The sequence below is a fragment of the Actinomadura mexicana genome (assembly GCF_900188105.1).
GTDB lineage: Bacteria > Actinomycetota > Actinomycetes > Streptosporangiales > Streptosporangiaceae > Spirillospora > Spirillospora mexicana.
This window is the reverse complement of record NZ_FZNP01000006.1, coordinates 263,681-287,693: the sequence shown is the minus strand read 5'-3', so window position 1 is coordinate 287,693 and position 24,013 is coordinate 263,681. Positions and strand designations below refer to the sequence as shown.

Here is a 24,013-nt window from a genome sequence, read left to right as displayed (position 1 = left end):
CTCAGCCCTCGCCCCTCCTGGTGGTCACCGTCTCGTCCTTGCGGGTCCGGACCGTCTTGCTGGAGCGCGTGTCGAGCTCCATCTCGTCGGCCTTGGCGACGTCGCGCTTCAACCGGACGGTACCGGCGGCCTCGTCCACGACGTCCACCACCTTGCGGAGCATCGCGGTGATCTCGTCGTTGCCCGCCTCGCCCGCGAGCACCACGGCCCGGCCGAGCCGCGCCGTCGCGGTGTCGAGGTCGCCGTCCTTGCGGGCCTGCAGGCCCTCCTGGATCGCCGCGGCCAGCTCCGCCTGACCGGTGTAGCCCGCCATCCGCGGGTTGATCCGCGTGGACTCCGCCTCGTCGTCGGTCCACTGGGCGAGGACGTTCGCGGTCGCGACGACCCGCGCCTCCTCACCTGGCGGGCCCGGCACGACGAGCTTCACCCACGCGGCGCGCAGCTCCTTGCCGATCTCCCCCGGCGGCACCTCCACGCAGATGTGGTAGTCGCGGCTCTCGGCGCCCCACGCTCCGAGCGGGTAGTCGCCGGCCTGCGGCGCCGACTCCGCGCGCTTGCCGGTGAGGTCCTCCACCGACGGGGAGACCTGCTTGACGAACCGCAGCCGCGCCGTCTGCGGCGTCCACACGCGCAGGGCGACGTCGGCGACGGACTTGCCCATCGCCGCCTCCGTCATGGCGCGGAAGTCCTCGACCAGTTCGGCCGGGTCGTCCACCATGCCGACGCTGCCGAGCAGCGCGGACGCCACCTTGCGCACCTCGGCGACCTCCCAGTCGGTGCCGATGCCGCGGCAGTCGCAGACGAACCGCCCGCCGCAGCGGGCCAGGGCCGCGTCGAGCTCCGCCGGAGTCTCGTGCTGGTTCTTCCCGTCGGTCAGCAGGATCGCGTGCCGGATGCCGTCACGGCCGGCAAAGAGGTCGTCGGCCAGCCGCAACCATGATCCGATCGCGGTGCCGCCGGCCGCCGTCAGCCGGCTCAGCGCGTGCTTGGCCTCCGCGCGGGTCTCCGGCGTCGCCGGGACCGTCCCCTGGTGCCGGGGGAAGACCATCTTGGCCGTGCTGGAGCCGGAGACGACCGCGAACTCCACGCCGTCGCGCAGGGTGTCGACCGCGACCTGCGCGGCCGCGATCGCCGCGCGCAGCTTGGTCTCGGGGTAGGACATCGAGCCGGAGGTGTCGATGATGACGACCTCGGCCGCCCGGGTCGAGGACGGGACGGGGGCGCCCTCGGCGGCGCTCGCCTCGACCGACACGATGGCGTGCACCTCGCGGCCGCCCTCGGGCAGGTACTTGTTCTGGTCGATGGAGACGGTGAACTGCGGCTCCCTCATCGGGGCTCCTCCGTGCTCTGGGGGGTGCTCTCGTGGACGCGGCCGCCGGAGCCTCCGGGGGAGGGGACCGGGATGACGGCGACCGTGATGTTGTCGCGGCCGCCGGCGTCCAGCGCGCGGCTCACCAGCGTCCGCGCGGCGCCGAGCGGGTCGGCTGCCGGCCCCGGGGACTCCCCGCCCCCGGGCCCGGCCAGCAGCGCCGCCAGGTCGGCGGCGGCCGGGAAGTAGTTCCACAGGCCGTCGCTGCACACCAGCAGCGTGCCGGGGCCGCCGGGCCGGAACGTCGCCACGTGCGGGCTGACCTGCCCGGCGTCGGCGCCCAGCCAGGCGGTGATGACGTGCGCGTTCGGGTGCGCCTCCGCCTCCGCCTCGGTCAGCGACCCGCCGGCGACCATGAACGCGGCCCACGAGTCGTCCTCGGTGAGCCGGCGGGACGCGCCGAGCTCGGCCATGTCGCCGGTGCTGACCTCGGCCGCGTCCACCTCGTCGGGCGCGGGCCCCGGCGCGGCGTCCTCGCCCGGCCGGGCGGAGCCGTCCGCGGCCAGCCAGTAGGCGCGGCTGTCCCCGATCCAGCCGACCGTGACCGCCGGGCCGCGCGTCACGGCGGACACGTAGGTGCACGACGGCGCGTCGGACGGCGAGGTGGCGAGCGCGGCGACGGCGGCGGCCGCGCGGAGCGCCGCGTGCCGGGTGGCGTCCTCGGCGTCCTCCCCGGCGTCGAGCCGCGCCACCAGCTCGGCGAGGCCGGTGTCGGCCGCGGCGCGGGACGCCTCGTCGGGACGCTGCGAGGATCCGACGCCGTCGGACACGACGGCGGCGATGCCGGACAGGTGCGCGGCGAGGGCCAGCGCGTCCTCGTTGCGGCTGTAGCGGCGGCCGCGGTCGCTCGCGCCCGCCGCGACGACCGGGCGGGTGCCGTTGCCGCCGGACCCGGCCGGCAGCTCGATCTCGACGTGGTCCCGCTCGGCGGGCTGGCGCAGGCCGCAGGTCTCGCAGTAGCCGTCGGCGTCGATCGCCGTCCCGTCGCATCCGGGGCACGGGCCCGGCCCGCCCGCGCGCCGGGGCGGACGGGCGGACGGCGCGGACTCCTGCCTGATCGTGGCGCCGTCGCGCCCGGCGGCCTCGGCGGGCGGGCCGTCGGCGAGCCGGTGCCCGCACTCCTCGCAGAAGATCTCTTCGGCGAACACCACGGCGCCGCAGGCGGGGCAGGCGAGCTCGGCCGCCTTCCCCTGGTCGGTCCCGGGCGCGCCGGTTCCGCCGGCGCCGGTTCGGGGGGCGTCGGTTCGGGGGGCGTCGGCTCCGGTGGTGTCGTCGGCTCCGGTGTTGTCGTCGGTCACAGCAGCGTCCTCGGGCGTACGGCGTTGGCGGAGTCGACGAGCCGGCGGCACTCGTCCCTGTCACGGGTGCGGCGTGCCAGCTCCCGGTATGTCCCTTCCAGGAGGCGGCGCAGCGGGGACTCGGCGAGCGCGGCGCCGAACAGGGAGCCGCCCTGCGCCCCGGCCGTCGTGCCGGGACCCGCCAGGATCCAGCCGAGCGCGGCCTCCAGCACCTCGGCGGCGAGCCGGTCGCGCCGCTCGGCGTCCAGGTCGAGGGCGGCGAGCCGGTGGCCGGCGGCGACCAGCTCGCCCGCCGTCAGCTCGGCGGGGGGACGGTCGCGCACCGCCGTCACGACGGCCGCGACCTGCGCGGGCACGTACCGGATGGAGATCTTCGGTACGGAGTCGAGCGCGGCGACGGCGGCGCGGCGGTCACCCGCCGCCAGGTGCACGCGGGCGAGGCCGAAGGCGGCGTTGATGTAGCTCTGGTCGGTTCGCCACACCGTCTCGTACAGGCGGACGGCGTCGTGCGGCGCGGACCGCTCCCGGCAGTAGGCGAGGGCCAGCTTGGGGGCCGCCTCGCCGGGCAGCAGCCCGTAGAGCCGGTCGAACAGCGGCGCGGCCTCGTCCGCCCGGCCCTGCGCGAGAAGCCCGACCGCGCGGTACCAGCCGACCCGCCAGTCGGAGGGGCGCTCGGCGGCCAGCGCGTCGAGCAGCTCGTCGGCCTCCCCGGCGGCGCCCAGTTCGATCTTGGACCGGGCGAGCGCCAGCCTGACCTCGGGCGTGCGGTCGGGCGCGTTCGCCGCCGCCTCGGCGGCCTGCGCCGCCTCCAGCGCGCCGAGCCCGGACACGAACGCGGCCGCCGGGTCGGCGCCGTCCACCAGGGGAACCGGCAGCGCCGCGGCGGCGACCGGCGGCGGGACGGGCGGCAGCGCCGCCTCCTCCCGCGCCTCGCCCGCCATCCGCGTCGTGAACCGCTCCGGGCCGAACAACCCGGACGGCGCGGGACGCGGGGCGCCGTCCTCGGCCGCCAGCACCTCGCGCAGCACGCCGGTGAGCTGCTCGGCCATCTCCGCCGCGTCCTGGAAGCGTGCGGTCGGCTCCTTGTGCGTCGCGCGGCGCAGCAGCCGGTCGTAGGACTCGAACCGCTGGAGGACGGGGATCTCCTCGCGCGGCGGCAGCGAGTCGGCGAACCCCCGGGTGTAGCCCTTGAACGGGAAGCTCAGCACGGCGAGCGTCCGGCCGACCGTGTAGAGGTCCGATGTCACCGAGGGGCCGGCGTCGGCGATCTCGGGGGCCTGGTAGCCGACCGTGCCGTAGATCGCGCCGTCCGGGTCGTCCAGCCGCCGCACCCCGCCGAGGTCGATCAGCCTGAGCTGCTCCTCGGACTGGATCACGTTGTCCGGCTTGAAGTCGCAGTAGACGAGGCCCTGCGCGTGCAGGTACTCGAACGCCCGCAGCACCTCCAGCCCGTAGGCGATGGCCTGCGCGAGCGGCAGGTGCTTCTGGCCGGCCGGCAGCGGCTGCCGGAGCAGGATGTCCTTGAGCGACTCCCCGCCCACGTACTCCATGACGATGTAGCCGTCGCCGCTGTGCTGGACGAAGTTGTAGATCTTGACGATGTTGGGGTGCTCGACCTCCGCGAGGAACGCGCGCTCGGCCGCCGCCGCGGCCATCGCGTCGGCGTCGCCGCTGTCGAGCAGGCCCTTCAGGACCACCCAGCGGTCGCTGACGTTCTTGTCCTGGGCCAGGTAGATCCAGCCGAGCCCGCCGTGGGCGAGGCAGCCCAGCACGCTGTACTGGCCGCCGACGAGGTCGCCCGGGCCGAGTTTCGGGGTGAAGGAGAACCGGGCGCCGCACTTGGGGCAGAAGCCCTCCGTGCGTCCCGGCCGGTCGCCGCGCCCGCGGCCGACGGGCTCGCCGCAGCCGCTGCAGTACCGCTTGGCCTCCGCGACCTGCGGGTCGCTCATCACCGCGCTGGACGGGTCCCGGTAGGGGACGCGCGGCACCTCGACCAGCCCGGCGCCGAGCATGCCGCGGCGGCCGGAGGAGCGGGCCGACCCGGTGCGTGTGCTGCCCGTCCGGACGCTGCCGGTCGCGGTGCTTCCCGGCGTCCCGGTGCCGCCCGTGTTCCCGGTGGTGCTCGCGCCGGCGCCCGCGGCCGCCTGGACGCGGGCGGTGTACGCGGGCGGCGAGCCGCACACGTCGCAGTAGCCGTCCGTGATCGTGCCGGTGCATCCGGCCTGGTGGCATCGGTCGGGCTGCTCGGCGGGCGGGCGCGGGGCGGGGACGCCCGGCGCGGCGCCGGGCGCGGCGCCGGGCGCGGGCGCGGCCGCCGCGGGGGGATTGCCGCAGACGTCGCAGTAGCCGTCCGCGATCGTCCCTCCGCATCCCGGTTGCGCGCACTGGCTCATCGATCCGCTCCCTTCGCCCGCGAGGTGACGGCCCGCTGGTACGCGGTCAGGGCCACGGTGGCCGTCCGCAGATCGCAGGGGGAGGTCCACAGCAGCTCGCGTGCCTGCTCGTAGGACCGGGCCAGTTCGGCGTCCTCGGCGTGGCCGAGCCGCGAGGCCTTCACCCGGTAGGCCCGCAGGCGGCCGCGCAGCTCCTCGCGCCGGTCCAGCAGGCCCCGGATCAGGCCGGTGGTCTCACGTGCCCGCGCGAGCGCCGCGGCGGCGGCGGCCTCAAGGTCGGCGACCCGCTTCGCGGTCTCGCGCCAGCCGCCGTCCCGTGCGGCCGCGCCCGGCCGGGGCCGGGTGACGGCGGCGAGCCGGTCGGCGAGGGCGGCGGAGGAGTCGGGCAGGTCCGGCAGCACGGGTGCGGTGATCTTGACGAGGACCTCGTCCCGGACGGCGCGCGCCTCCGCCTCGGCCTCGCGCAGCAGGTCCAGGACGGCGGCGACGCCGCGGATCCGGGCGGCGAACCCCTCGCGCAGCCGCTCCGCCTCTTCCAGGCCGCGGCGCACCTCCGCGAGGCCGGAGCGGATGGCGTCCAGCCGCGCGGTGTCGGCGAGGCCGTCCCGCGCCAGCGCGAGCGGGTCGGCGCGCACGGTCGCGGCGACGGTCTCCAGCTCGTCGCGCAGCCGTTCCAGGGCGGGGTCCGGGCCGCCGGCGGACTCCAGCAGCTCCTCGGCCGCGCGCCGCTCGGCCTCGACCTCGGCCAGCCGCGACAGCAGCGTCGACCAGACCGCGTCGAGCGCGGCGACCGCCCCCGCGACCTCCTCGTAGAGCGGCGTCATCCGGTCGACCGCCGCCCGCACCGTCAGCTTCTCGCCGGACGGGGCGGCCAGCAGGGTCCGCCGCTCCAGCGGCACCTCCGCGGCGGGCAGCTCCACCGACGGTCCGTCCAGGAGGCGGGTGAGCTCGGCGAGCTGCGCCTGGCCGGGCCTGCCGTGGCGGGCCCGCAACTCCTCGGCGGCGGACAGGACGCGCCCGTGCAGGTCGAACAGCAGCCACAGGGACGCCGTCCGCGACCGCACGTCGGACTGCACGCGCAGCGTCGCGCCGCGCAGCGCCGCGCCCTCCAACAGCTGGTAGCCCTGGTGGGCCTCCAGCTCCAGCAGGGCCGCGCCGATGCGTTCCCTCTCGTCCCGGAGGCGCGCGAGCACTCTGTCCGCCTCGTCTCGGCTCAGCGGAGGCCGGTCCAGGCGTGGCTCACTCAACGCCGGTCCACGACTTGACCCATGTTCGCCCCTGATTCCCCCGAATAGAGCACGTTGTTCGGGGCTCAGTTTTCACCATGCGAGGCCGCCTTCTCAAGCGCGGGGCCTATCACCGCCTCGGAGGGGCCTCGGCCGCGAAGCGCCGCCTCCGGCTTCCCGAGCGGGCCTCCAAAATGTCAGTGTTCGAACGTATGATCGAATCATGGCGAACGTTGCGACGCACCCCCAGACCGCGCCCACCGCGCCGGCCGCGCTCACGGCGGCGGAGATCGCCGCACTCGCGCTCTCGCTCGCGCACCTCGGCACCGGCCCGCAGGCCACCACCGCGCGCCGCGCCCTGCACGCCCTCCTCGACGCCACCCCGCACGACGACGTGGTCACCACCACGCTCGCCACCCTCACCACGCCCCTGGACGTCTCCACCTCCGACCGCGCCCGCGTGGTCGCCGCCGCCATCACCGAGCACCGCGTCGTCCGGCTCTGCTACGGCGACGCCGGAGCCAACGTCACGATCCGCGAGGTCGAGCCGGTCACCTGCCTCGTGCACCGCGACCACTGGTACCTCGTCGGCTGGTGCCGCATGCGCCGCGGCGTGCGCGCCTTCCGCTTCGACCGCATCCTCGCGGTCGAGTCCACCGGCCTGCTCGCCCGGCACCGGCGCGCCGACCGCTACCTCCCCTTCCAGAAGCGCCGCGCGGCCTGACCGCCCGCCGCCGGGACCACGCCGCCGTGGTCCCGGCGCTGGTCAGACCGTCATCGTCCGTCGGACGGCGGCGATGACCACGCTCCTGGTATCGCCGCTCCGGGCGTAGGCGGCGCGCTGGAACCGGGCTCCGTTCCCGCGTTCCAGCACGCCGCCGACGAGCTTGGTGACGGTGTCGAGGTCGCCCGCGCGGTCGAGCGCGGGGGCCAGGTGCTCGACGAGCGTGGTGACGACCTCGCGAGCGGGGGCGGCGGTGTGGGTCCGCGGGTGCACGAGTTCTTCGCGCAGGCCCGAGCGCCCGGCCCGCCACATGGCCAGGCGCACCAGGTCCGTGCGCACCGGGTCGGGGGGCTCGCTCCGCTGCCACGCGTCGGCGGCGGTGTCGACCAGCGCCCGCACGAGCGCGCCCATCAGCACGGCGTCGTCGGCGTCCAGGCACACGTCCGCGACGCGGATCTCGACGGTCGGGTAGCGCCGCGACAGCCGGGCATCGAAATAGATCATGCCCTCGTCCACCAGGACGCCGGTCGCGAGCAGCGCCTCCACCGCCGTACGGTACGCGCTCGCGGAGCCGAACAGCCCGGTCGGGCCGCTGGAGGGCCAGCGGCCCCAGACCTGGTGGCGCCAGCTGTCGGAGCCGGTGTCGGTGCCCTGCCAGAACGGAGAGTTCGCGCTGAGCGCGAGCAGCGGGGGCAGCCACGGCCGGATCCGGTCGAGGACGGCGACGCCCTCCTGCGGGGACTCGATGCCGACGTGCACGTGGCAGCCGCAGGTGAGCTGCTCGTCGGCGGTGGGCCCGAAGGCGTCGGACATCCGCAGGTAGCGGTGCGACGGGGTCAGCGACGGGCGGACGCTGACCGGCGACGTCGCCAGGGCGGCGACGGCGGCGCCGACCCCGGCCGCCGACTGGCCCGCCGCCACCCGCGCCGACCGGACGTGGTCGGACAGCTCGTCCAGCGAGCCGCAGACCGGGGTGGCCGTCTCCAGCTGCTCGCGCTGGAGCTCGGTCTCCAGCGCCTTGGTCCGCCGCCCGCCGGTCAGGAACAGCTCGTCGTGGCGCCGGGCGTAGTGGATCACGGAGCCGGACAGGGCCTGGGGCGCGCCCGTCTCCGGGTCGACCAGGAGCAGCTCCTCCTCCACGCCGAACGTGCGAGCCCCCGCGCGAAGTGTCACCAGACAATCCTTCCCGGCCAGCACGGATGTACGTCCCGCGAGGGGCTCGTTCTGGCCGTGAGGGCATGCCTAGAATGCGCCCGCGCCGACCGGGCGCTTGATCAAAAGGTGGTGGTATGTCCTATCTTGTCGGCCAGTGGGGCACCGGACCCGTCGGCAGGTCGTCGCTCCAGGCGCTGCTGGGGCACCCGGACCTGGAACTCGCCGGGGTCGTCACCGTCGACCCCCGGCACGCCGGCGTCGACGCCGCCGAACTGGCCGGAGGCGGCCGCCCGGCCGGGGTCCGCGCCACCGAGGACCCGGCACCTCTCCTGGACCGGCGACCGCATGTCGTCTGCCACACGGCCTCCCGCTCCCGGGACGTGGCGGACGAGCTGTGCCGCATCCTGGAATCGGGCACCGGCGTGGTGTCGGACGTCCTGCCCTCGCTGGTCCACCCGCCCTCCGCCGACCGCGCCCTCGTCCGCCGGCTCCGGTCCGCGTGCGCGATCGGCGGCGCCGCCTGCCTCACCCTCGGGCCCAGCCCGGTGAACGACGTGCTCCCGCTCCTGCTGAGCGGCGGCTGCCGGCGCGTGCACGGCGTCAAGGTCACCCGGTTCACCTGCCGGGACGACCCCGAGGCCGGCGCCCGGTTCGGCTTCGGCGGCCCCATCGGGCACCGTCCGCAGATCGTGCGGCCGGGCGGGCCGAGGCGTGCGTGGGGTCCGGTCGTGCGCCTCCTCGCCGAGCACCTGGCGGTGCCGCTGGACGAGGTGTCCGAGACCTACGAACTGTGCCCGGCGCCCGAGGACATCGGCCGCGTCGCCAGGGGGGCCCTGGCCGGCCTGCGGTTCCAGGTGTCGGGACTGCTGCGCGGCCGTCCCGTGATCACCGTCGAGCACGTCGCCCGGCTGCGCGCCGACATCGCCCCCCACTGGCCCGCGCCGCCGCCCCGGGAGACCGGCGGCCACCGCGTCGAGATCGACGGCGAGCCGCCCTGGCGGATGGACCTCGCGGGGCCCGCCGCAGCCGACCCGGCCGCGTCGACCGCGCTGCGCATGGTCAGCGCCGTCTCCGCCGTGGCCGAGGCCCCGCCGGGCCTGCACACCCCGCTGACCCTGCCGCCGTTCACCGGCCGGCGCCGCCTCCGTTGAGCCACGCGGCGAGCAGCGTCCCGGTCTCCTCCGGCCGGTCGACGTAGAGCATGTGCCCGGCGTCGATCTCGCTGATCACGAGACCGGGGCCGAGCGCGGCGCGCAGGTCCACCACGAACTCGGGGCGGACGAAGTCGGCCTCCGTCGCGATGACCAGGTGGGTGGGCAGGTCCGCGGGCGGCGCCAGGTGGGGGCGGGCCATCTCCGAGTACGCGGTGACCACGGCCGCGGGCTCGAACCGCCACCGCAGCCGCCCGTCCGGACCGTGCTCCAGGTGCTCGGCGACCTCCTCGTCCACGGCGTCCCGCGGGGACGCCGGCCAGTGGGCCGCCCGGTCGGCCCGCGCCTCGGCGACGTCGCCGAACGACGCCGGCACCAGGTGGCCGCGCGCCTCCCCGGCCGCCGTCGCCGGTTCGAGCCCGATGGCCGGGTCCAGCAGAAGGAGCCGCCGCACCCGCCTCGGCGCCGTCCGCGCCAGATGCAGCGCGATCATCCCGCCGTAGGAGTGCCCGACGAGGTCGGCCCGCTCGACGCCCTCGGCGTCCATCATCGCCAGGACGTCCGCCACATGCCGTTCGACGGTCCACGGCGGCTCGTGCGTCGACCGCCCGTGCCCGCGCAGGTCGGGTGCGAGGACGGAGTGGCCGGCCAGGTACCGCTCGGCGGTCCGGCGCCAGCGCGCCCCGTGCCCGGTGACCCCGTGGAGCATGACCACCGGAGCTCCGGCCGGGTCCCCGTACCGATGAACATGCAGTACCGCGTCCGCCATGGGGTCAAGCGTATGCGCGCGGGCCCCGCCGCGAACGGCCTTCACCGGTCACCGGACCGGGTCAGGGCCGTTCCCAGCGGACGGAAGACAGGGCCAGCAGCGCCACGTGGAAGGACACGCACGACTCAACATCGTCGAGGTCGGCGTCCAGGACCCGTTCGATGCGGCGGAGGCGCTCGTAGAAGGCGGGGCGGGACAGGTGCGCCTGCTGTGCGGCGACGGCCTTGTTCCGGCCGGATTCGAGGTACAGCTCCAGGATGCGGGTGAGGTCGCTGCCGCGCTGGGCGTCGTACTCCAGAAGCGGGCCGAGCTCGCGTTCGACGAAGGTCTGCACGCGGGCGTCGTCGCGGAGGAGGTGCAGCAGCCCGCGCAGGCGCAGGTCGGGCAGGCGGTAGTAGAGGCGGGCCCCGGAGCCGCGCGCGGCGACGTCGGCGACCTGCTCGGCCTCCAGGAAGGAGCGGCGGACGTCGCGGATGGTCTCCACCACCGATCCGGCGGCCATCACGGTGTCGCCGGACTGCTTGCGGATCCGGGTGGCGACCTCGGTGAGCGCGGTCTCCACGTCGGCGCGGGCGGGCAGGGAGGCCAGGACGCCGACGCGGGCGTGCGGGCCGCCCTCGTCCAGCACGCCGACGAGCGCGGCGAGGCGCGCGTCCTTGCAGGCGGCCGCGGCCGCCTCGGCGAGCTGCGACAGCTCTCCGACGGGCGCGGCGGACCGGGGCAGGGCGGGGCCCCGGTGCCGGAGCACGGCGCCGAGCAGCCGGCGGCCGGACAGCGGGACGCCGAGGGCGCGGGCGCGGGCCGCCGCCTCCTGCGGGTCGGAGTAGGCGTGCGCGAGGATGCCGGCGATGATCGTCCCGTGCGCCTGCCGCTCGACGCTCTCGGCGTGCCGGTCGAGGAGCCGGCCGAGGGCGAGGGTGGTGGCGGCCCGCTCGATCAGCACGGTCTCGCGCGGGGACGGCGGCGAGCCGAGGTCGACGATCAGCCGGCCCCAGTCCTCCCCCCGCGCGCCGACCATGGTCACCAGCCAGCCGGACGCCTCGTCGTAGCCGGTGCGGCGGCCGGGACGGACGGCCCGCGAGCGGGTCTCCCACGCCGACAGCAGCTCGGCCGGGTCGGTGCCGCCGGCGTCCGCGGCGAGGACCTGGTGGGCGAGGTTCTCCAGCACCACCGGGTGCCCGCCGAGCGCCGCCACCTGCCGGACGACCTCGTCGGTGGAGGCGCCCTCGACCGACAGCTGGGTGAAGATCTCGTGCAGCTGCTCGGAGGCGCGCAGCTCGGCGAACTGCTCCTGCACGATCCGGGCGTGCACCGACTCGGTGATGTCGACGAACGCGGGCTCGTGCGCCAGCACGATCACCGGCAGGCCGAACTCCTCGGCCGCGGCGATCAGCGCGGGCGGCAGCACGCTGGCGTAGCGGCGGCCGAGCTCGATCATCAGGCCGCTGACGCCGACCTCGGCGAGGTCGGCGATGTAGGCGCGCAGCCGCTCCGGCTCGTCGGGCAGCGCGATCCCGGTGGTGAGGACGAGCTCGCCGCCGTGCAGCAGGTGCGCGATGTCGGTGACCTCGGCGACGTGCACCCAGCGGACCCGGTTGCCGGTGCGGTCCGCGCCCGCGACGACGTGCGGCTGGCCGCGGCGTACCGCGTCGAGCTGGAGGACGTCGTCCACAGTGGGCAGCATCACCGGCGATGGTATCCGTGCGAGGGGTCGGCAGCGCTGATCCGGTCGTTGCAGGTTGTCGGCCGCGAGCAGAGCGTCAAGCGGAGGCGCCCGGTCTTGACACTCTGCGGGTGGCCGCGGCCGCCCGCGGAAACGAGACTTGGGGCATGTCGGAACACGCGCACCTGCTCCGGCGCCACCGGGCGGTCATGCCGTCCTGGATGGCGCTCAACTACCGGGACCCCATCGAGATCGTCGGCGGCAAGGGCAACCGCGTGACCGACGCGGAGGGCAACACCTACCTCGACTTCTTCATCGGCATCCTGACGAACATGCTCGGGTACGACGTGCCCGAGGTCCGGGACGCCGTGGAGCGGCAGCTCGCCACCGGCGTCGTGCACACCTCCACCTCGTACCTGCTGCGCGGGCAGGTGGAGCTGGCCGAGAAGATCGCCCGGCTGTCGGGCATCCCGGACGCGAAGGTGTTCTTCACCAACTCCGGGACGGAGGCCAACGAGACGGCGCTGCTGCTGGCCGCGTACGCGCGGCGCAGCGACCAGGTCCTCGCGATGCGGCAGAGCTACCACGGCCGGTCGTTCGCGACGACGGGCGTCACCGGGAACCGCGGCTGGACGAACCTGTCGTACTCCCCGCTGGACGTCCACTTCCTGCACGGCGCCGACCGCCGGCTCCCGCAGTTCGCCGGGATGTCGGACGAGCGGTACATCGACGTGTGCACGCAGGACCTGCGGCATGTGCTCGCCACCGCGACCGGCGGCGACGTCGCCGCGCTCATCGCCGAGCCCATCCAGGGCGTCGGCGGCTTCACGATGCCGCCCGACGGCCTGTTCGCCGCCTACAAGCGCGTCCTGGATGAGTTCGGGATCCTGTTCGTCTCCGACGAGGTGCAGACCGGATGGGGGCGGACGGGCCAGGGCTTCTGGGGGATCGACGGCCACGGCGTGACCCCGGACGCCATCACCTTCGCCAAGGGGCTCGGGAACGGCTTCGCGGTCGGCGGAGTCGTCGCGCGCGGCGACCTCATGGACGGCCTCCACGCGGCCGGCATCTCCACGTTCGGCGGCAACCCGGTGTCGATGGCCGCCGCCAACGCCACGCTCGACTACGTCCTCGACCACGACCTGCGGTCCAACGCGGCCCGGCAGGGCGCGACGATCATCGGGGGGCTGTCGGCGGCGGCCGGCCGGTTCCCGATCGTCGCGGACGTGCGGGGCAAGGGGCTGATGTTCGCGGTCGAGCTGGCCGATCCCGAGACCGGCGAGCCGAGCCCGCCGCTCGCCGCCGCGCTGATGGAGGCGGCCCGCGAGCGGGGGCTGCTGGTCGGCAAGGGCGGCCTGTACGGCAACGTGGTGCGCATGGCGCCGCCGCTGACCCTCACCGACGACGAGGCCGCGGAGGGCCTCGGCATCCTGATCGCATCGCTGGAGGCCGTGAACGGGAACGCCGTCGCCGGAGGGCGCGGTCCGTCTGCTCGCCGGGAGGACGCATGACCGGGCATGTGACGCACTGGATCGGCGGAAAGCCGTTCGGCGGGGGGAGCGGCCGGCGGGGCGAGATCTTCGAGCCCGCGTCCGGCCGGGTGGCCGGGACCGTCGACTTCGCCGGGCCGCGCGAGGTCGACGCCGCCGTGGCCGCCGCGAAGGCCGCGTTCCCCGGCTGGCGGGACGCCTCGCTCTCGCAGCGTGCGAAGGTGCTGTTCCGCTTCCGCGAGCTGGTGGACGCGCACCGCGGGGAGCTGGCCCGGCTGATCTCCTCCGAGCACGGCAAGGTCGTCTCCGACGCGGCGGGCGAGGTCGCCCGCGGGCTGGAGGTCGCCGAGTTCGCCTGCGGCATCCCGCACCTACTCAAGGGCGGGTTCTCCGAGAACGTCTCCTCGCGGGTGGACGCGTACTCGATCCTCCAGCCGGTGGGCGTGGCCGCCGGGATCACCCCGTTCAACTTCCCGGCGATGGTGCCGATGTGGATGTTCCCGGTCGCGATCGCGTGCGGGAACGCGTTCGTGCTCAAGCCGTCCGAGAAGGACCCGTCGGCGTCGGTCCGGCTCGCCGAGCTGTGGGCCGAGGCGGGGCTTCCGGACGGCGTCTTCAACGTCCTCCACGGTGACAGGGCGGCGGTTGACGGCCTGCTGCGCCATCCGGACGTCAGGGCGGTCAGCTTCGTCGGCTCCACCCCGATCGCGCGCCACGTCTACGAGACGGCGGCGGCGAACGGCAAGCGGGTGCAGGCGCTCGGCGGGGCCAAGAACCACATGCTCGTGCTGCCGGACGCCGACCTCGACCTCGCGGCGGACGCCGCCGTGTCGGCCGGCTTCGGGTCGGCGGGGGAGCGGTGCATGGCCATCTCCGTCGTCGTCGCCGTGGACCCGGTGGGCGACGAGCTGACCGCCAAGATCAAGGAGCGCGTCGCCGAGCTGAAGGTGGGGCCGGGCGACCACCCCGAGTCGCAGATGGGGCCGCTCGTCACCAGGGCGCACCGGGACAGGGTGGCCTCCTATCTGGACGGCGCCGTCGCGCAGGGCGCCACGCTCGCCGTCGACGGGCGCGACCCGGACGTGCTGGGCGGCGCCGGCGACGGGTTCTGGCTCGGCCCGGCCGTGCTCGACCACGTCACCCCGGACATGGACGCCTACAGGGACGAGATCTTCGGCCCGGTGCTGTCGGTCGTGCGGGCCGGATCCTACGACGCGGCCATGGAGCTGATCTCCGCCAACCCGTACGGCAACGGGACCGCGATCTTCACCAACGACGGCGGGGCGGCGCGCCGGTTCCAGAACGAGGTGGAGGTCGGCATGGTCGGTGTGAACGTGCCGATCCCGGTGCCGATGGCCTACTACTCGTTCGGCGGCTGGAAGGACTCGCTGTTCGGCGACAGCCACGCCCACGGCATGGAGGGCGTCCACTTCTACACCCGGACGAAGGCCGTCACGGCCCGCTGGCCGGACCCGTCCCACGGCGGGGTCAGCCTCGGCTTCCCCACCAGCGGCTGAGGACCCGCGAGAATTACCTACCGAGTGCGTTTTTCCGTTGTCAATTTTCGTCCGGCTCGGTCGGGTGAATAATGGCTCCACCCCATTGACGGGGTCTGTGTCCGGCGACACAATCTGACTGTCTCCCTTAAATGAGGCGAATTAAAAAGTCAGGGTCGGCAGTCAGAAGCCCGTGGCCGTCGGACCGCGGGCCGGTGGAGCCGGATGTGCAGGAGAGCCGCGCTATGACCGCAGGCGACCACGCCGCCGAAGTGGACGCGCTCGGAAGGCGATTCCCGGGCTGGACCATTTGGTTCGGGCTGTTCACCGGCCATTGGTGGGCGCTGCCGCCCAAGGACCGCGACGTCGGGGACTTCCTCGAGGCCGACACTCCGCAGCGCCTCATCGCGCGGATCGAGGTGGTCTCGGGCGCCGCGCCGGCGCGGCGCCCGGCCGGCGGGCCGGCGCCTCCGGGCGGCCGCTGCCGGCCGTCCCGCGACACCCGGCAGGACGTGCGGCGTCCCTCGAACCTCCTTCGTCTCGAGGGCGTCACACCGCCGCCGTCAGGCCGGGTACCGGTGATCGCGTGGCCGGGCGGCACCGCACGGTGATCCGCTGTTCCCCACCCCCGCCACGCCCACCGGTGCCGCCGCGGCCCCGGGCAGGACGCCAGCCCGCGCCATATCCTCTCCAGCAACCTCCGTGTATGGCGCGGACGCCGGCACCCACCGTCCTTCCGGGGCCCCGGCGGCCTCCCCTCCAGCGGCTCGGTCGAAATCCGCTTCAATGAGCGCGGTAATGGTCATGGTGCCGTCACTTGTGGGAAAGGCCGCCGGGAAACGGACGAGTCGCGATCATCGGTAATTCCGGTCGCGGCGACCCCGGGACGGCGGGAAAGTTCCGCGAAACCGGCGATCACATCGCCGGCGTCCGCCGTGAACCGCGCAATGGTGCCCGGAGGCGACCGGCGCCCGCCGTCCGCGGGCGGGGTCCGCGCGTCCGGCCGGCGCGGAGACGCTACGCTGCGCCGACGGGCCCGTTCACGAGGGGGAGGGCCCTGGCACGGATCGGGAGCGACATGCGGCGCAGGGCCACGGCACGGGTCAAGGCGGCGACGGCCCTGGCGGCGGCCGCGGCGCTCGGCGCCGCGGCGCTGGGCGCGTGCAGCGGCGGGGACGACAGGCCCGTGGGCGTCGCCAAGGTGGTGAGCACCCTCGGCCCCGGCGAGGGGGCGCTGAACCTCCTCACGCTGCCCGGCTCGGTGGAGAGCGGCGGCACCGATCCGCGCGTGGACTGGGTCACGCCCTTCCAGGAGCGCACCGGCTGCAAGATCGGCATGAAGGTCGTCAAGACGCCCGAGGAGATGGCCGGCCTCATGCGCGACAGGGACCGCCGCTACGACGGCGTCGCCGCGCCGCCGGAGGTCGCCGGGCGGCTGGTCGAGGAGGACCAGGTCGTCCCGATCAACCCCGACCTCGTGGACGGCTACAAGAAGCTCGAACCGAAGCTGCGCAAGCTCCTGGAACGGGACGGCAAGCACTACGGCCTGCCGTACGTGTGGGGCTCCAACCTGCTGATGTACGACACCCGGGCCGTCCCGCCGCCGGCGAGCTGGGCCGCGCTGTTCGACCCCGGCCAGGCCCGCCGCTACACCGGGAAGATCGTCATGCGGGACAGTCCGCTGGCGATCGCCGAGGCCGCGCTCTACCTCGGGGGCCGGCAGCGCAAGCTCAAGATCCGCGACCCCTACTCGCTGACGCCGGCGCAGCTCGCCGCCGCCGGGCGGGTCCTGGCCCGGCAGCGTCCGTACGTGGGGGAGTACTGGGACCTTCCGGCAGACGCCGTCAGCGCCTTCGCCGGGGGCCGGGCCGTGCTCGGCCAGGCATGGCCCTACCACGCGGACGTGCTGAACCGCGCGGCGCGGCCCGTCCAGGGCGTCATCCCGGCCGAGGGCGCGACCGGGTGGATGGACGCGTGGATGATCGGCGCCCGCGTCCAGCATCCCAACTGCATGTACCAGTGGCTCCAGTGGACGGCCTCGCCGGACGTCCAGCAGCAGGTCGCCGAGTGGACGGGGGTCGCGCCCGCCAACCCGCAGGCGTGCTCGGGCGACCGTCTCAAGACCGGCTTCTGCGCCGCCTACCACGTCGGTGACCGCGGCTACCTCAACAAGATCGTCTTCGCGCACGCGCCGTCGAAGGCGTGCGGCGGCGGGTCGGGCAAGAAGGACTGCACCGACTACGCCGAGTGGACGCGGACCTGGATCCAGGCCACCAAGGCCTGAGGCCCCGCGTGAAGGGTCTCTCCGGCGCGCCCGACCGCCCCCAGCCGGGCGCGCCTGACGGGTGGACCCGGGCTTCCCCCCGAAACGCCCGGGTCACCCTCTCCCTGGAGAGACCTCCATGACGGCGGCGCCCGCCGCCGTCCGCGCCGGCGGCGGCTCCCCCACCGCCGGTCCGGCGCCCGTGAGCGGCTCCCGGGGGCCCCGCCGTGCGCGGGGTACCGGCGGGGCGGGTGCGCAGTCGTCGCACGCGAACACCCCGGACGAGTCCGGCAGGCGGCCGACGCGGACGCGCGGCCGGGGCCATCTCTTGCGGCAGACGACGCACGCGTCGCCCAGGCGCTGAGCCGTGCTCAACCCTCGCGGGTCGACGACCGGCTCGCCCGTCTGGCCCATGTCTCCATCCCCCCGGTGGGAGTCGCCTTCACGTCCTCCTTTATAAGTGGGGAAGCGTGTAGTTGCCGCTACGGAAGGTGAAAAGGGCGGCAAAGCCTCCCGTGTCGCCCCGCAGCACGGGAAGCGTCGGGGTATGCGGGCCGGGTATGCACGGCGCGGGCGCCTCGGGAGCCGGCCTGGCCAGAGCCGCCCTGGCCAGGCTATGCGGTCACGGGCTGGGGACTTTGCCCTCTTTTGGGATGCGCTTGCGTACAAAGGAGGCATGTCGGCCAGAAACGTCGTACATCGGCGCGTCCGGCCGCACACGCCCCGCCCCCGGCGGGCGCGTGCGACGTCGGCGACGGTCACCGCACTCGGCTCCCTGATGGTGGCCGCGGTGGCCGCGGCGGCCATGGTCCTGTACCTGCTCGCCGGCGTGGGCCGCCCCGGGGTGCTCGCGGCCGTCATGGCCGTGCTCGCGGCGGTGGCCGCCGCGTCGGCCCGGTGGGGGGGCGGCGCACTCCGCGCGCGTGTCGCTGCGACCGGTGGAACGGCTCCGGCGGGAGATGGAGGAGCTCGCCGAGGAGCACGGGGCCGGCCGCGTCACCGTCCCGGCCGCGGGCGGCGAGGCGGAGCGGCTGGCCGAGCGCGTCAACGGGTTGCTCGCCCGGCTGGAGGGCGCGTTGATGCAGCGGCGCGCGTTCATCTCCGACGCCTCGCACGAGCTGCGCACGCCGATCACCGGGCTGCGCACCCGCATCGAGCTGGCCCTCGCGGCCCCCGACGACGGCGACGCCGTGGACACCCTGCGCCACTCGCTGGCCGACATCGACCGGCTGCACCGGATCGTCGAGGACCTCTTCGTCCTCGCCCGCATCGACTCCGGCGACATTCCCGCCCGCGAGCCCATCGACCTGGGGGTGCTGGTGGAGGCGGAGGCCGCGCTGCGCACCCCGCCGGTCCCGATGGTGGTGAAGGTCGAGCCGGGCCTCGTCGTGGGCGGCGACCGGCAGCGGCTCGGCCACGCGGTGGGCAACCTGCTCGCCAACGCCGAGCGCTACGCCGCCGCGCACATCGAGGTCGAGGCGCGCGCGGACGGCGACGGGGCGGTCGTCGAGGTGCACGACGACGGCCCCGGCATCCCGTCCGCCGACCGGGACCGCGTCTTCGAGCGCTTCACCCGCCTGGACCCGGCCCGCAGCCGCGACAAGGGCGGCAGCGGCCTCGGCCTTTCGATCGCGCGGGAGATCGCCGTCGCCCACGGCGGGACCCTGCGGGTCGCCGACGGCTCCTACGGCGCCCGCCTCGTGCTCCGGCTCCCGCTCGCCCGCTGACTTCAGCGGAAGGCCGCGAGGTTCTCCTCGGCCCACCGCGCGAAGGACCGCGCCGGGCGCCCGAGGACCTTCTCCACGTCGGGGCTGACGCGGCGTTCGGCCCCGGTCGGCTCGCCGAGGATGTCGAGGGTGCCGTCGACGACCGGCGCGGGCATGAACGCCACCATCTGCGCCCGAGCCTCCTCCCGGGTCTGCTCGGCGAACGCCACCGGTTCGCCCAGCGCGTCGCCAATCGTCCGCGCCCGCTCCCGCGGCGAGACCGGGGCGGGCCCGGTGAGCTCGTAGACGCGGTCCTCGTGCCCGCTCTTCCGCAGGACCGCGGCCGCGACCTCGGCGATGTCGGACGGGTGGACGAACGGCAGCGCGACGTCGGCGAACGGCGCGGCGACCGCCCGGTGGGCGCGGACCGGCTCCGCCCACGCGAACGCGTTGCTGTCGAAGCCGCCCGGCCGCAGGATCGTCCAGCCGACCCCCGCCTCCCGGACGGCGTCCTCGAACGCCCGGAGGTGGCTGTGGCTGTGCGCCGTCGGGCGCGTGCCGGCGCCCTGCGAGGACATCAGCACGACCCGCTCCACGCCGGCGGACCTCACCACGTCCAGGACGGCGCGCGGGTCCAGGTCCTCGGGCGAGCCGAGCAGGTGCCCGGCGACGAGCAGGAAGAGCGCGTCCGCCCCCTCCAGGACGGGCCGGAGCGTCTCCGGCTCGGCGAGGTCGGCCGCGCGGTGGGCGACGCCTGCGGGCAGGTCGCCGGGGTCGGTGCGCGACACCGCCGTCACCCGCTCCCCCGCCTCGGCCAGCGTCCGCACGAGCGGCCGCCCGACGTTCCCCGTGGCGCCCATGACAACGATCATTGCTTTCTCCCTCTGAGCTGCACTGACACCGCCCGGGGGCGGTGCCGTCGCGGTGCGACTCGGTGAAGCTAGCATCCTGGGTATAGTAGGTACCTAGAAGAAAGTGACTACCCGGGAGGCCGTGATGACCGCCAGAACCGAGGAGGCGCTCGACCCCGAGCTGGCCTGCCCGATCGCCCCGGTGGTCGACATCGTGTTCAGCCGCTGGACGACCCCGATCCTCTGGACGCTGCACGAGTACGGGCGGCTGCGCTTCGTGGAGCTGCAGCGCCGTATCACCACGATCACGCCGAAGGTGCTGACCCAGCGCCTGCGCCAGATGGAGCGCGACGGGCTCGTGGTCCGCACCTACCATCCGGAGGTGCCGCCGCGCGTCGAGTACGAGATCAGCGAGCTGGGCCGCAGCCTCGCGCCGCTGTTCGCGACGCTCGCGGAGTGGGCCGCCGAGAACCTGGAGAAGGTCGAGCGGGCGCGGAGCGCCTACGACGGGGGCGAGCGCTGACACGCAGGGCCGGGCCGAGGCGACGGGGGGCGCGGACGGCGTCCGCTCGATCCCGGGGCGGCCGATGCCCGACAATGGACGCGTGACGTCTCCTTCAAGCCCCGACGGGGCCGCCCGCGAGCTGGTCGTCCTCGGCTCCACCGGTTCCATCGGCACTCAGGCACTGGACGTGATCCGCCGCAACCCCGGCCGGTTCCGGGTGAGGGGGCTGGCGGCCGGCGGCGGGCGGGTGGACCTGCTGGCCGAGCAGGCGCTGGAGTTCCGTCCCGAGGTCGTCGCGGTGGCCCGGGCGTCCGCCGCGCAGGAGCTCCAGCTCGCCTTCTACGCCGAGGCCAAGCGGCGCGGCTACTCCTCCGGGCACTACCCCATCCCCAAGATCGTGGCCGGACCGGACGCGGTCGCCGAGGTCGCCGCCTGGCCGTGCGAGGTGGTGCTGAACGGGGTGACCGGCGCCCTCGGCCTCGCCTCGACGCTGGCCGCGCTGGACGCGGGGCGCACGCTCGCCCTCGCCAACAAGGAGTCGCTCATCGTCGGAGGCCCCCTCGTCAAGGAGCGGGCGCGCCCGGGGCAGATCGTCCCCGTCGACTCCGAGCACTCGGCACTCGCCCAGTGCCTGCGCGGCGGGCGGGCCGAGGAGGTCCGGCGGCTCGTGCTCACCGCGAGCGGCGGGCCCTTCCGGGGGCGCGGCCGCGACGAGCTGGCGGACGTCACCCCCGAGCAGGCGCTGAACCACCCGACCTGGGACATGGGGCCGGTCATCACGATCAACTCCGCGACGCTGGTCAACAAGGGCCTGGAGGTCATCGAGGCTCACCTGCTCTTCGACGTCCCGATGGACCGCATCGAGGTCATGGTGCACCCGCAGTCGTTCATCCACTCGATGGTCGAGTTCACCGACGGCTCCACGCTGGCGCAGGCGAGCCCGCCCGACATGCGGCTGCCGATCGCGCTCGGCATCGACTGGCCCGACCGGGTGCCGGACGCCGCGCCCGGCGTCGACTGGACCAGGGCGCACACCTGGGAGCTGTTCCCCCTGGACGACGAGGCGTTCCCCGCGGTCGCGCTGGCGCGCCGCGCCGGTGAGCTGGGCGGGACGGTCCCCGCCGTCTACAACGCCGCGAACGAGGAGTGCGTGGACGCCTTCCGCGCGGAACGGCTCCCGTTCCTCGGGATAGTAGACACTGTCGCGCGGGTAATGGAGGAGCACGGTTCGGGCACCACCGGAGGCCTGACGCTCGACGACGTCCTCGCGGCCGACACCTGGGCGCGGACCAGGGCCAGGGAGCTGACCGCAACCGCCTGACCCGGGGATCCGCCTCGGGAGGACTCCCGGAGGGACCCGATGGCCTTCTTCCTCGGCGCGTTGGCGTTCGTGGTGGCACTGCTGGTCTCGGTGATGCTCCATGAAGGCGGGCACCTGCTCACCGCCAAGCGGTTCGGGATGAAGGCCACCCAGTACTTCGTGGGGTTCGGCCCGACCCTGTGGTCCACCCGCCGGGGCGAGACCGAGTACGGCGTCAAGGCGATCCCGCTGGGCGGCTTCGTCAAGATCGTCGGTTACACGCCGCTGGAGGAGATCCCCGCGGCCGACCGGCCGCGCGCGTTCTACCGGCAGCCCGCCGGCCGCCGCGCGGTCGTCATCGTCGCCGGGGTGGCCGCCAACCTCGTGTTCGCGTTCCTGCTCCTCATGGGGATGGCCATGACGATCGGCGTGCGGGAGTCCGGCACGGTGACCAGCACGGTCGAGGAGATCACGACCTGCGTGCCCGCCTCGATGTCCAGCGGCTGCGGCGGGGACCGGCCCGCGTCCCCCGCCGCCCGGGCGGGGCTGCGCGCGGGCGACCGCGTCGTCTCGTTCAACGGCACCCCGGTCTCGGACTGGACCGGGCTCACCAGGGCGATCGACGCGGCGAAGCCGGGCCGGACGGTGACGGCGGTGGTCGTGCGGCCGGGGGCGCCGGAGCCGGTGTCGCTGCCGATCACGCTCGCGGACGTGGACGGGCGGCCGTTCGTCGGCATGTCGGCGAAGGTGGTCGGCGCCGGGTACGAGCGGACCGGGCCGCTCAACGCGGCCGTGTTCGCCGGGCGGGGCATCGGCCGCACCGTCGCCGGCATCGGGCAGGTGGCGGCGGACCTCCCCGCCGCCGTCCCGAAGCTGTTCTCGCCCGAGCGGGGGAGCACGCCCGGCGGCCAGGTCGGCAGCGTGGTCGGCGCGACCGAGGTGTCCGGGCAGATCTTCTCCGCCCAGAGCTCCGCCCGCGACAAGCTCGCCCTCTACCTGTCGCTCGTCGTCTCGGTGAACGTCTTCCTCGGCGCGCTCAACGTACTGCCCCTGCTCCCGCTGGACGGCGGGCACCTCGCGGTCGTCGCCTACGAGCGGGCGCGGGCCGGCGTCAACCGGATCAGGGGGCGGCCGGATCCGGGCACCGTCGACATGACCCGGCTCATGCCGTTGACATATCTGGCCGTCCTGTTGCTGGTGGGGTTCGGGGTGCTGCTGATCCTCGCCGACCTGCTCAACCCCCTGCGACTACCGGAATGACGTACAACTATCACTGACTGTCGTCATAGGGTCACACTGGTGGAAGCCGGGTGCCGTCAACTCAGCCGCGCGGGGCGCCTAGGCTTTGTGCGGGGCCGAAAATTGAGGAGAGGGATGAGCGTTTCACTGGGTATACCGAGCGTCCGCGGCGATGGCGACGGGCAGGGGGCGCCGGGTCCGATCGCGCCCCGCCGCAGATCCCGGCAGATCATGGTCGGCGACGTCCCGGTGGGCGGCGACGCCCCCGTCTCGGTGCAGTCGATGACCACCACCCTCACCGCCGACGTGAACGCCACGCTCCAGCAGATCGCGGAACTGACCGCGTCCGGGTGCCAGATCGTCCGCGTCGCCGTGCCGTCGCAGGACGACGCCGAGGCGCTGCCGGCGATCGCGCGCAAGTCGCCGATCCCCGTCATCGCCGACATCCACTTCCAGCCCAAGTACGTGTTCGCGGCGATCGACGCCGGCTGCGCGGCCGTCCGCGTCAACCCGGGCAACATCAAGAAGTTCGACGACCGGATCGGCGAGATCGCGCGCGCCGCCAAGGACGCGGGCGTGCCGATCCGCATCGGGGTGAACGCCGGCTCCCTGGACAGGCGCCTTCTGGAGAAGCACGGCCGGGCCACCCCCGACGCGCTGGTGGAGTCGGCGCTGTGGGAGTGCTCGCTGTTCGAGGAGCACGACTTCCGCGACATCAAGATCTCGGTCAAGCACAACGACCCGGTCGTGATGATCGAGGCCTACCGGAAGCTGGCGGCGGCCTGCGACTACCCGCTGCACCTCGGCGTCACCGAGGCGGGCCCGGCGTTCCAGGGCACGATCAAGTCGGCCGTCGCGTTCGGCGCGCTGCTGGCGGAGGGCATCGGCGACACGATCCGGGTGTCGCTGTCGGCGCCGCCGGTCGAGGAGGTCAAGGTCGGCACGGCGATCCTGGAGTCCCTCGGGCTGCGCACGCGCGGCCTGGAGATCGTCTCCTGTCCCTCCTGCGGCCGCGCGCAGGTGGACGTGTACTCGCTGGCCGAGCAGGTCACCGCCGGCCTCAAGGACTTCCCGGTCCCGCTGCGCGTCGCCGTGATGGGCTGCGTGGTGAACGGGCCCGGGGAGGCCCGCGAGGCCGACCTCGGCGTCGCCTCGGGCAACGGCAAGGGCCAGATCTTCGTCAAGGGGCAGGTCGTCAAGACCGTCCCCGAGGCGCAGATCGTCGAGACCCTGATCGAGGAGGCGATGCGCATCGCCGACGAGATGGGCATCGAGATCGCCGAGGACGGCACGGTCTCCGGACCGGGCGCCGACGTGGTGGTCGGCTGACCTCCGGGCGCGGGCCGGTGCCCGCGCTCCGGCCGGCGCCGTAGCGGCCTTCAGGCCCCGGGTTCTGCGACCCGGGGCCTTTTCGT

At 74.6% G+C, this 24,013-nt stretch carries 19 protein-coding genes; 11 read left to right on the top strand and 8 right to left on the bottom strand.

Annotation, left to right across the window (positions count from 1 at the left end):
• Position 1 precedes the first annotated feature (1 nt).
• From CHC11_RS17745 to CHC11_RS17730, 4 genes are read right to left on the bottom strand one after another with little or no spacing between them, the layout of a single operon-like run.
• Complete coding sequence (locus tag CHC11_RS17745; RefSeq protein WP_089312843.1) at positions 2–1,330, bottom strand: vWA domain-containing protein; 1,329 nt, start codon at positions 1,328–1,330, stop codon at positions 2–4.
• Positions 1,327–2,667 (bottom strand): protein phosphatase 2C domain-containing protein, encoded by a 1,341-nt coding sequence (locus CHC11_RS17740; protein WP_089312842.1) that lies wholly within the window; start codon positions 2,665–2,667, stop codon positions 1,327–1,329. Before CHC11_RS17740 ends, CHC11_RS17745 begins: the two co-directional genes overlap by 4 nt.
• Positions 2,664–5,060, bottom strand: a complete 2,397-nt coding sequence (locus CHC11_RS17735) for a serine/threonine-protein kinase (RefSeq protein WP_089312841.1) — start codon at positions 5,058–5,060, stop codon at positions 2,664–2,666. Before CHC11_RS17735 ends, CHC11_RS17740 begins: the two co-directional genes overlap by 4 nt.
• Positions 5,057–6,307: a hypothetical protein gene (locus CHC11_RS17730; RefSeq protein WP_245919354.1), complete on the bottom strand. Its 1,251-nt coding sequence runs from the start codon at positions 6,305–6,307 to the stop codon at positions 5,057–5,059. The genes CHC11_RS17735 and CHC11_RS17730 overlap by 4 nt, the downstream gene beginning before the upstream one ends.
• 202 nt (positions 6,308–6,509) lie before the next feature.
• On the opposite strand from CHC11_RS17730, the gene CHC11_RS17725 reads away from it, so the two are divergent.
• On the top strand, positions 6,510–7,010 hold the full coding sequence (locus tag CHC11_RS17725) for a helix-turn-helix transcriptional regulator (RefSeq protein WP_089312840.1): 501 nt from the start codon (positions 6,510–6,512) through the stop codon (positions 7,008–7,010).
• Between the two features lie 42 nt (positions 7,011–7,052).
• On the opposite strand, the gene CHC11_RS17720 is transcribed toward CHC11_RS17725, so the two are convergent.
• Entirely contained in the window at positions 7,053–8,183 is a 1,131-nt protein-coding gene (locus CHC11_RS17720; RefSeq protein ID WP_218826135.1) for a glutamate--cysteine ligase, read from the bottom strand.
• A gap of 116 nt (positions 8,184–8,299) precedes the next feature.
• Here CHC11_RS17720 and CHC11_RS17715 point away from each other — a divergent pair, with 116 nt between their 5' ends.
• A complete protein-coding gene (locus tag CHC11_RS17715; protein ID WP_089312838.1) occupies positions 8,300–9,316 on the top strand; it encodes an NAD(P)H-dependent amine dehydrogenase family protein in 1,017 nt (338 codons plus the stop codon).
• Here CHC11_RS17715 and CHC11_RS17710 read toward each other — a convergent pair.
• Positions 9,291–10,085 carry an alpha/beta fold hydrolase gene (locus tag CHC11_RS17710; protein WP_089312837.1) on the bottom strand — a complete coding sequence of 265 codons (795 nt, stop codon included), beginning with the start codon at positions 10,083–10,085 and terminating at the stop codon, positions 9,291–9,293. The two genes, CHC11_RS17715 and CHC11_RS17710, sit on opposite strands and share 26 nt — an antisense overlap.
• Before the next feature lie 61 nt (positions 10,086–10,146).
• The gene (locus CHC11_RS17705) at positions 10,147–11,769 is read right to left on the bottom strand and encodes a PucR family transcriptional regulator (protein WP_089313037.1); all 1,623 of its coding nucleotides are present in this window, start codon (positions 11,767–11,769) and stop codon (positions 10,147–10,149) included.
• A 146-nt stretch (positions 11,770–11,915) separates the two neighbouring features.
• Between CHC11_RS17705 and CHC11_RS17700 the strand changes: the two genes are divergently transcribed.
• From CHC11_RS17700 to CHC11_RS17675, 5 genes are all read left to right on the top strand, one after another.
• Positions 11,916–13,259: an aspartate aminotransferase family protein gene (locus CHC11_RS17700; protein WP_089312836.1), complete on the top strand. Its 1,344-nt coding sequence runs from the start codon at positions 11,916–11,918 to the stop codon at positions 13,257–13,259.
• Positions 13,256–14,755, top strand: coding sequence for a CoA-acylating methylmalonate-semialdehyde dehydrogenase (locus tag CHC11_RS17695; protein ID WP_089312835.1), 1,500 nt, complete (start codon positions 13,256–13,258; stop codon positions 14,753–14,755). Before CHC11_RS17700 ends, CHC11_RS17695 begins: the two co-directional genes overlap by 4 nt.
• 224 nt (positions 14,756–14,979) lie before the next feature.
• Positions 14,980–15,345 carry a hypothetical protein gene (locus tag CHC11_RS17690; RefSeq protein ID WP_089312834.1) on the top strand — a complete coding sequence of 122 codons (366 nt, stop codon included), beginning with the start codon at positions 14,980–14,982 and terminating at the stop codon, positions 15,343–15,345.
• Between the two features lie 467 nt (positions 15,346–15,812).
• Positions 15,813–17,018, top strand: a complete 1,206-nt coding sequence (locus CHC11_RS17685) for an ABC transporter substrate-binding protein (protein ID WP_089312833.1) — start codon at positions 15,813–15,815, stop codon at positions 17,016–17,018.
• A gap of 902 nt (positions 17,019–17,920) precedes the next feature.
• The gene (locus CHC11_RS17675) at positions 17,921–18,724 is read left to right on the top strand and encodes a sensor histidine kinase (RefSeq protein WP_143227154.1); all 804 of its coding nucleotides are present in this window, start codon (positions 17,921–17,923) and stop codon (positions 18,722–18,724) included.
• 2 nt (positions 18,725–18,726) lie between these two features.
• Here CHC11_RS17675 and CHC11_RS17670 read toward each other — a convergent pair whose 3' ends face one another.
• Positions 18,727–19,575 carry an NAD(P)H-binding protein gene (locus tag CHC11_RS17670; RefSeq protein WP_089312830.1) on the bottom strand — a complete coding sequence of 283 codons (849 nt, stop codon included), beginning with the start codon at positions 19,573–19,575 and terminating at the stop codon, positions 18,727–18,729.
• Between the two features lie 124 nt (positions 19,576–19,699).
• Between CHC11_RS17670 and CHC11_RS17665 the strand changes: the two genes are divergently transcribed.
• The 4 genes from CHC11_RS17665 (at position 19,700) to ispG (ending at position 23,927) form a co-directional block, all read left to right on the top strand.
• The gene (locus tag CHC11_RS17665) at positions 19,700–20,077 is read left to right on the top strand and encodes a winged helix-turn-helix transcriptional regulator (protein ID WP_089312829.1); all 378 of its coding nucleotides are present in this window, start codon (positions 19,700–19,702) and stop codon (positions 20,075–20,077) included.
• 64 nt (positions 20,078–20,141) lie between these two features.
• On the top strand, positions 20,142–21,380 hold the full coding sequence (gene dxr / locus CHC11_RS17660; RefSeq protein WP_089312828.1) for a 1-deoxy-D-xylulose-5-phosphate reductoisomerase: 1,239 nt from the start codon (positions 20,142–20,144) through the stop codon (positions 21,378–21,380).
• A 39-nt stretch (positions 21,381–21,419) separates the two neighbouring features.
• On the top strand, positions 21,420–22,619 hold the full coding sequence (locus tag CHC11_RS17655) for a M50 family metallopeptidase (RefSeq protein WP_089312827.1): 1,200 nt from the start codon (positions 21,420–21,422) through the stop codon (positions 22,617–22,619).
• Positions 22,620–22,733: 114 nt separating this feature from the next.
• Complete coding sequence (ispG, locus tag CHC11_RS17650) at positions 22,734–23,927, top strand: flavodoxin-dependent (E)-4-hydroxy-3-methylbut-2-enyl-diphosphate synthase (RefSeq protein ID WP_089312826.1); 1,194 nt, start codon at positions 22,734–22,736, stop codon at positions 23,925–23,927.
• Positions 23,928–24,013: the final 86 nt, after the last annotated feature.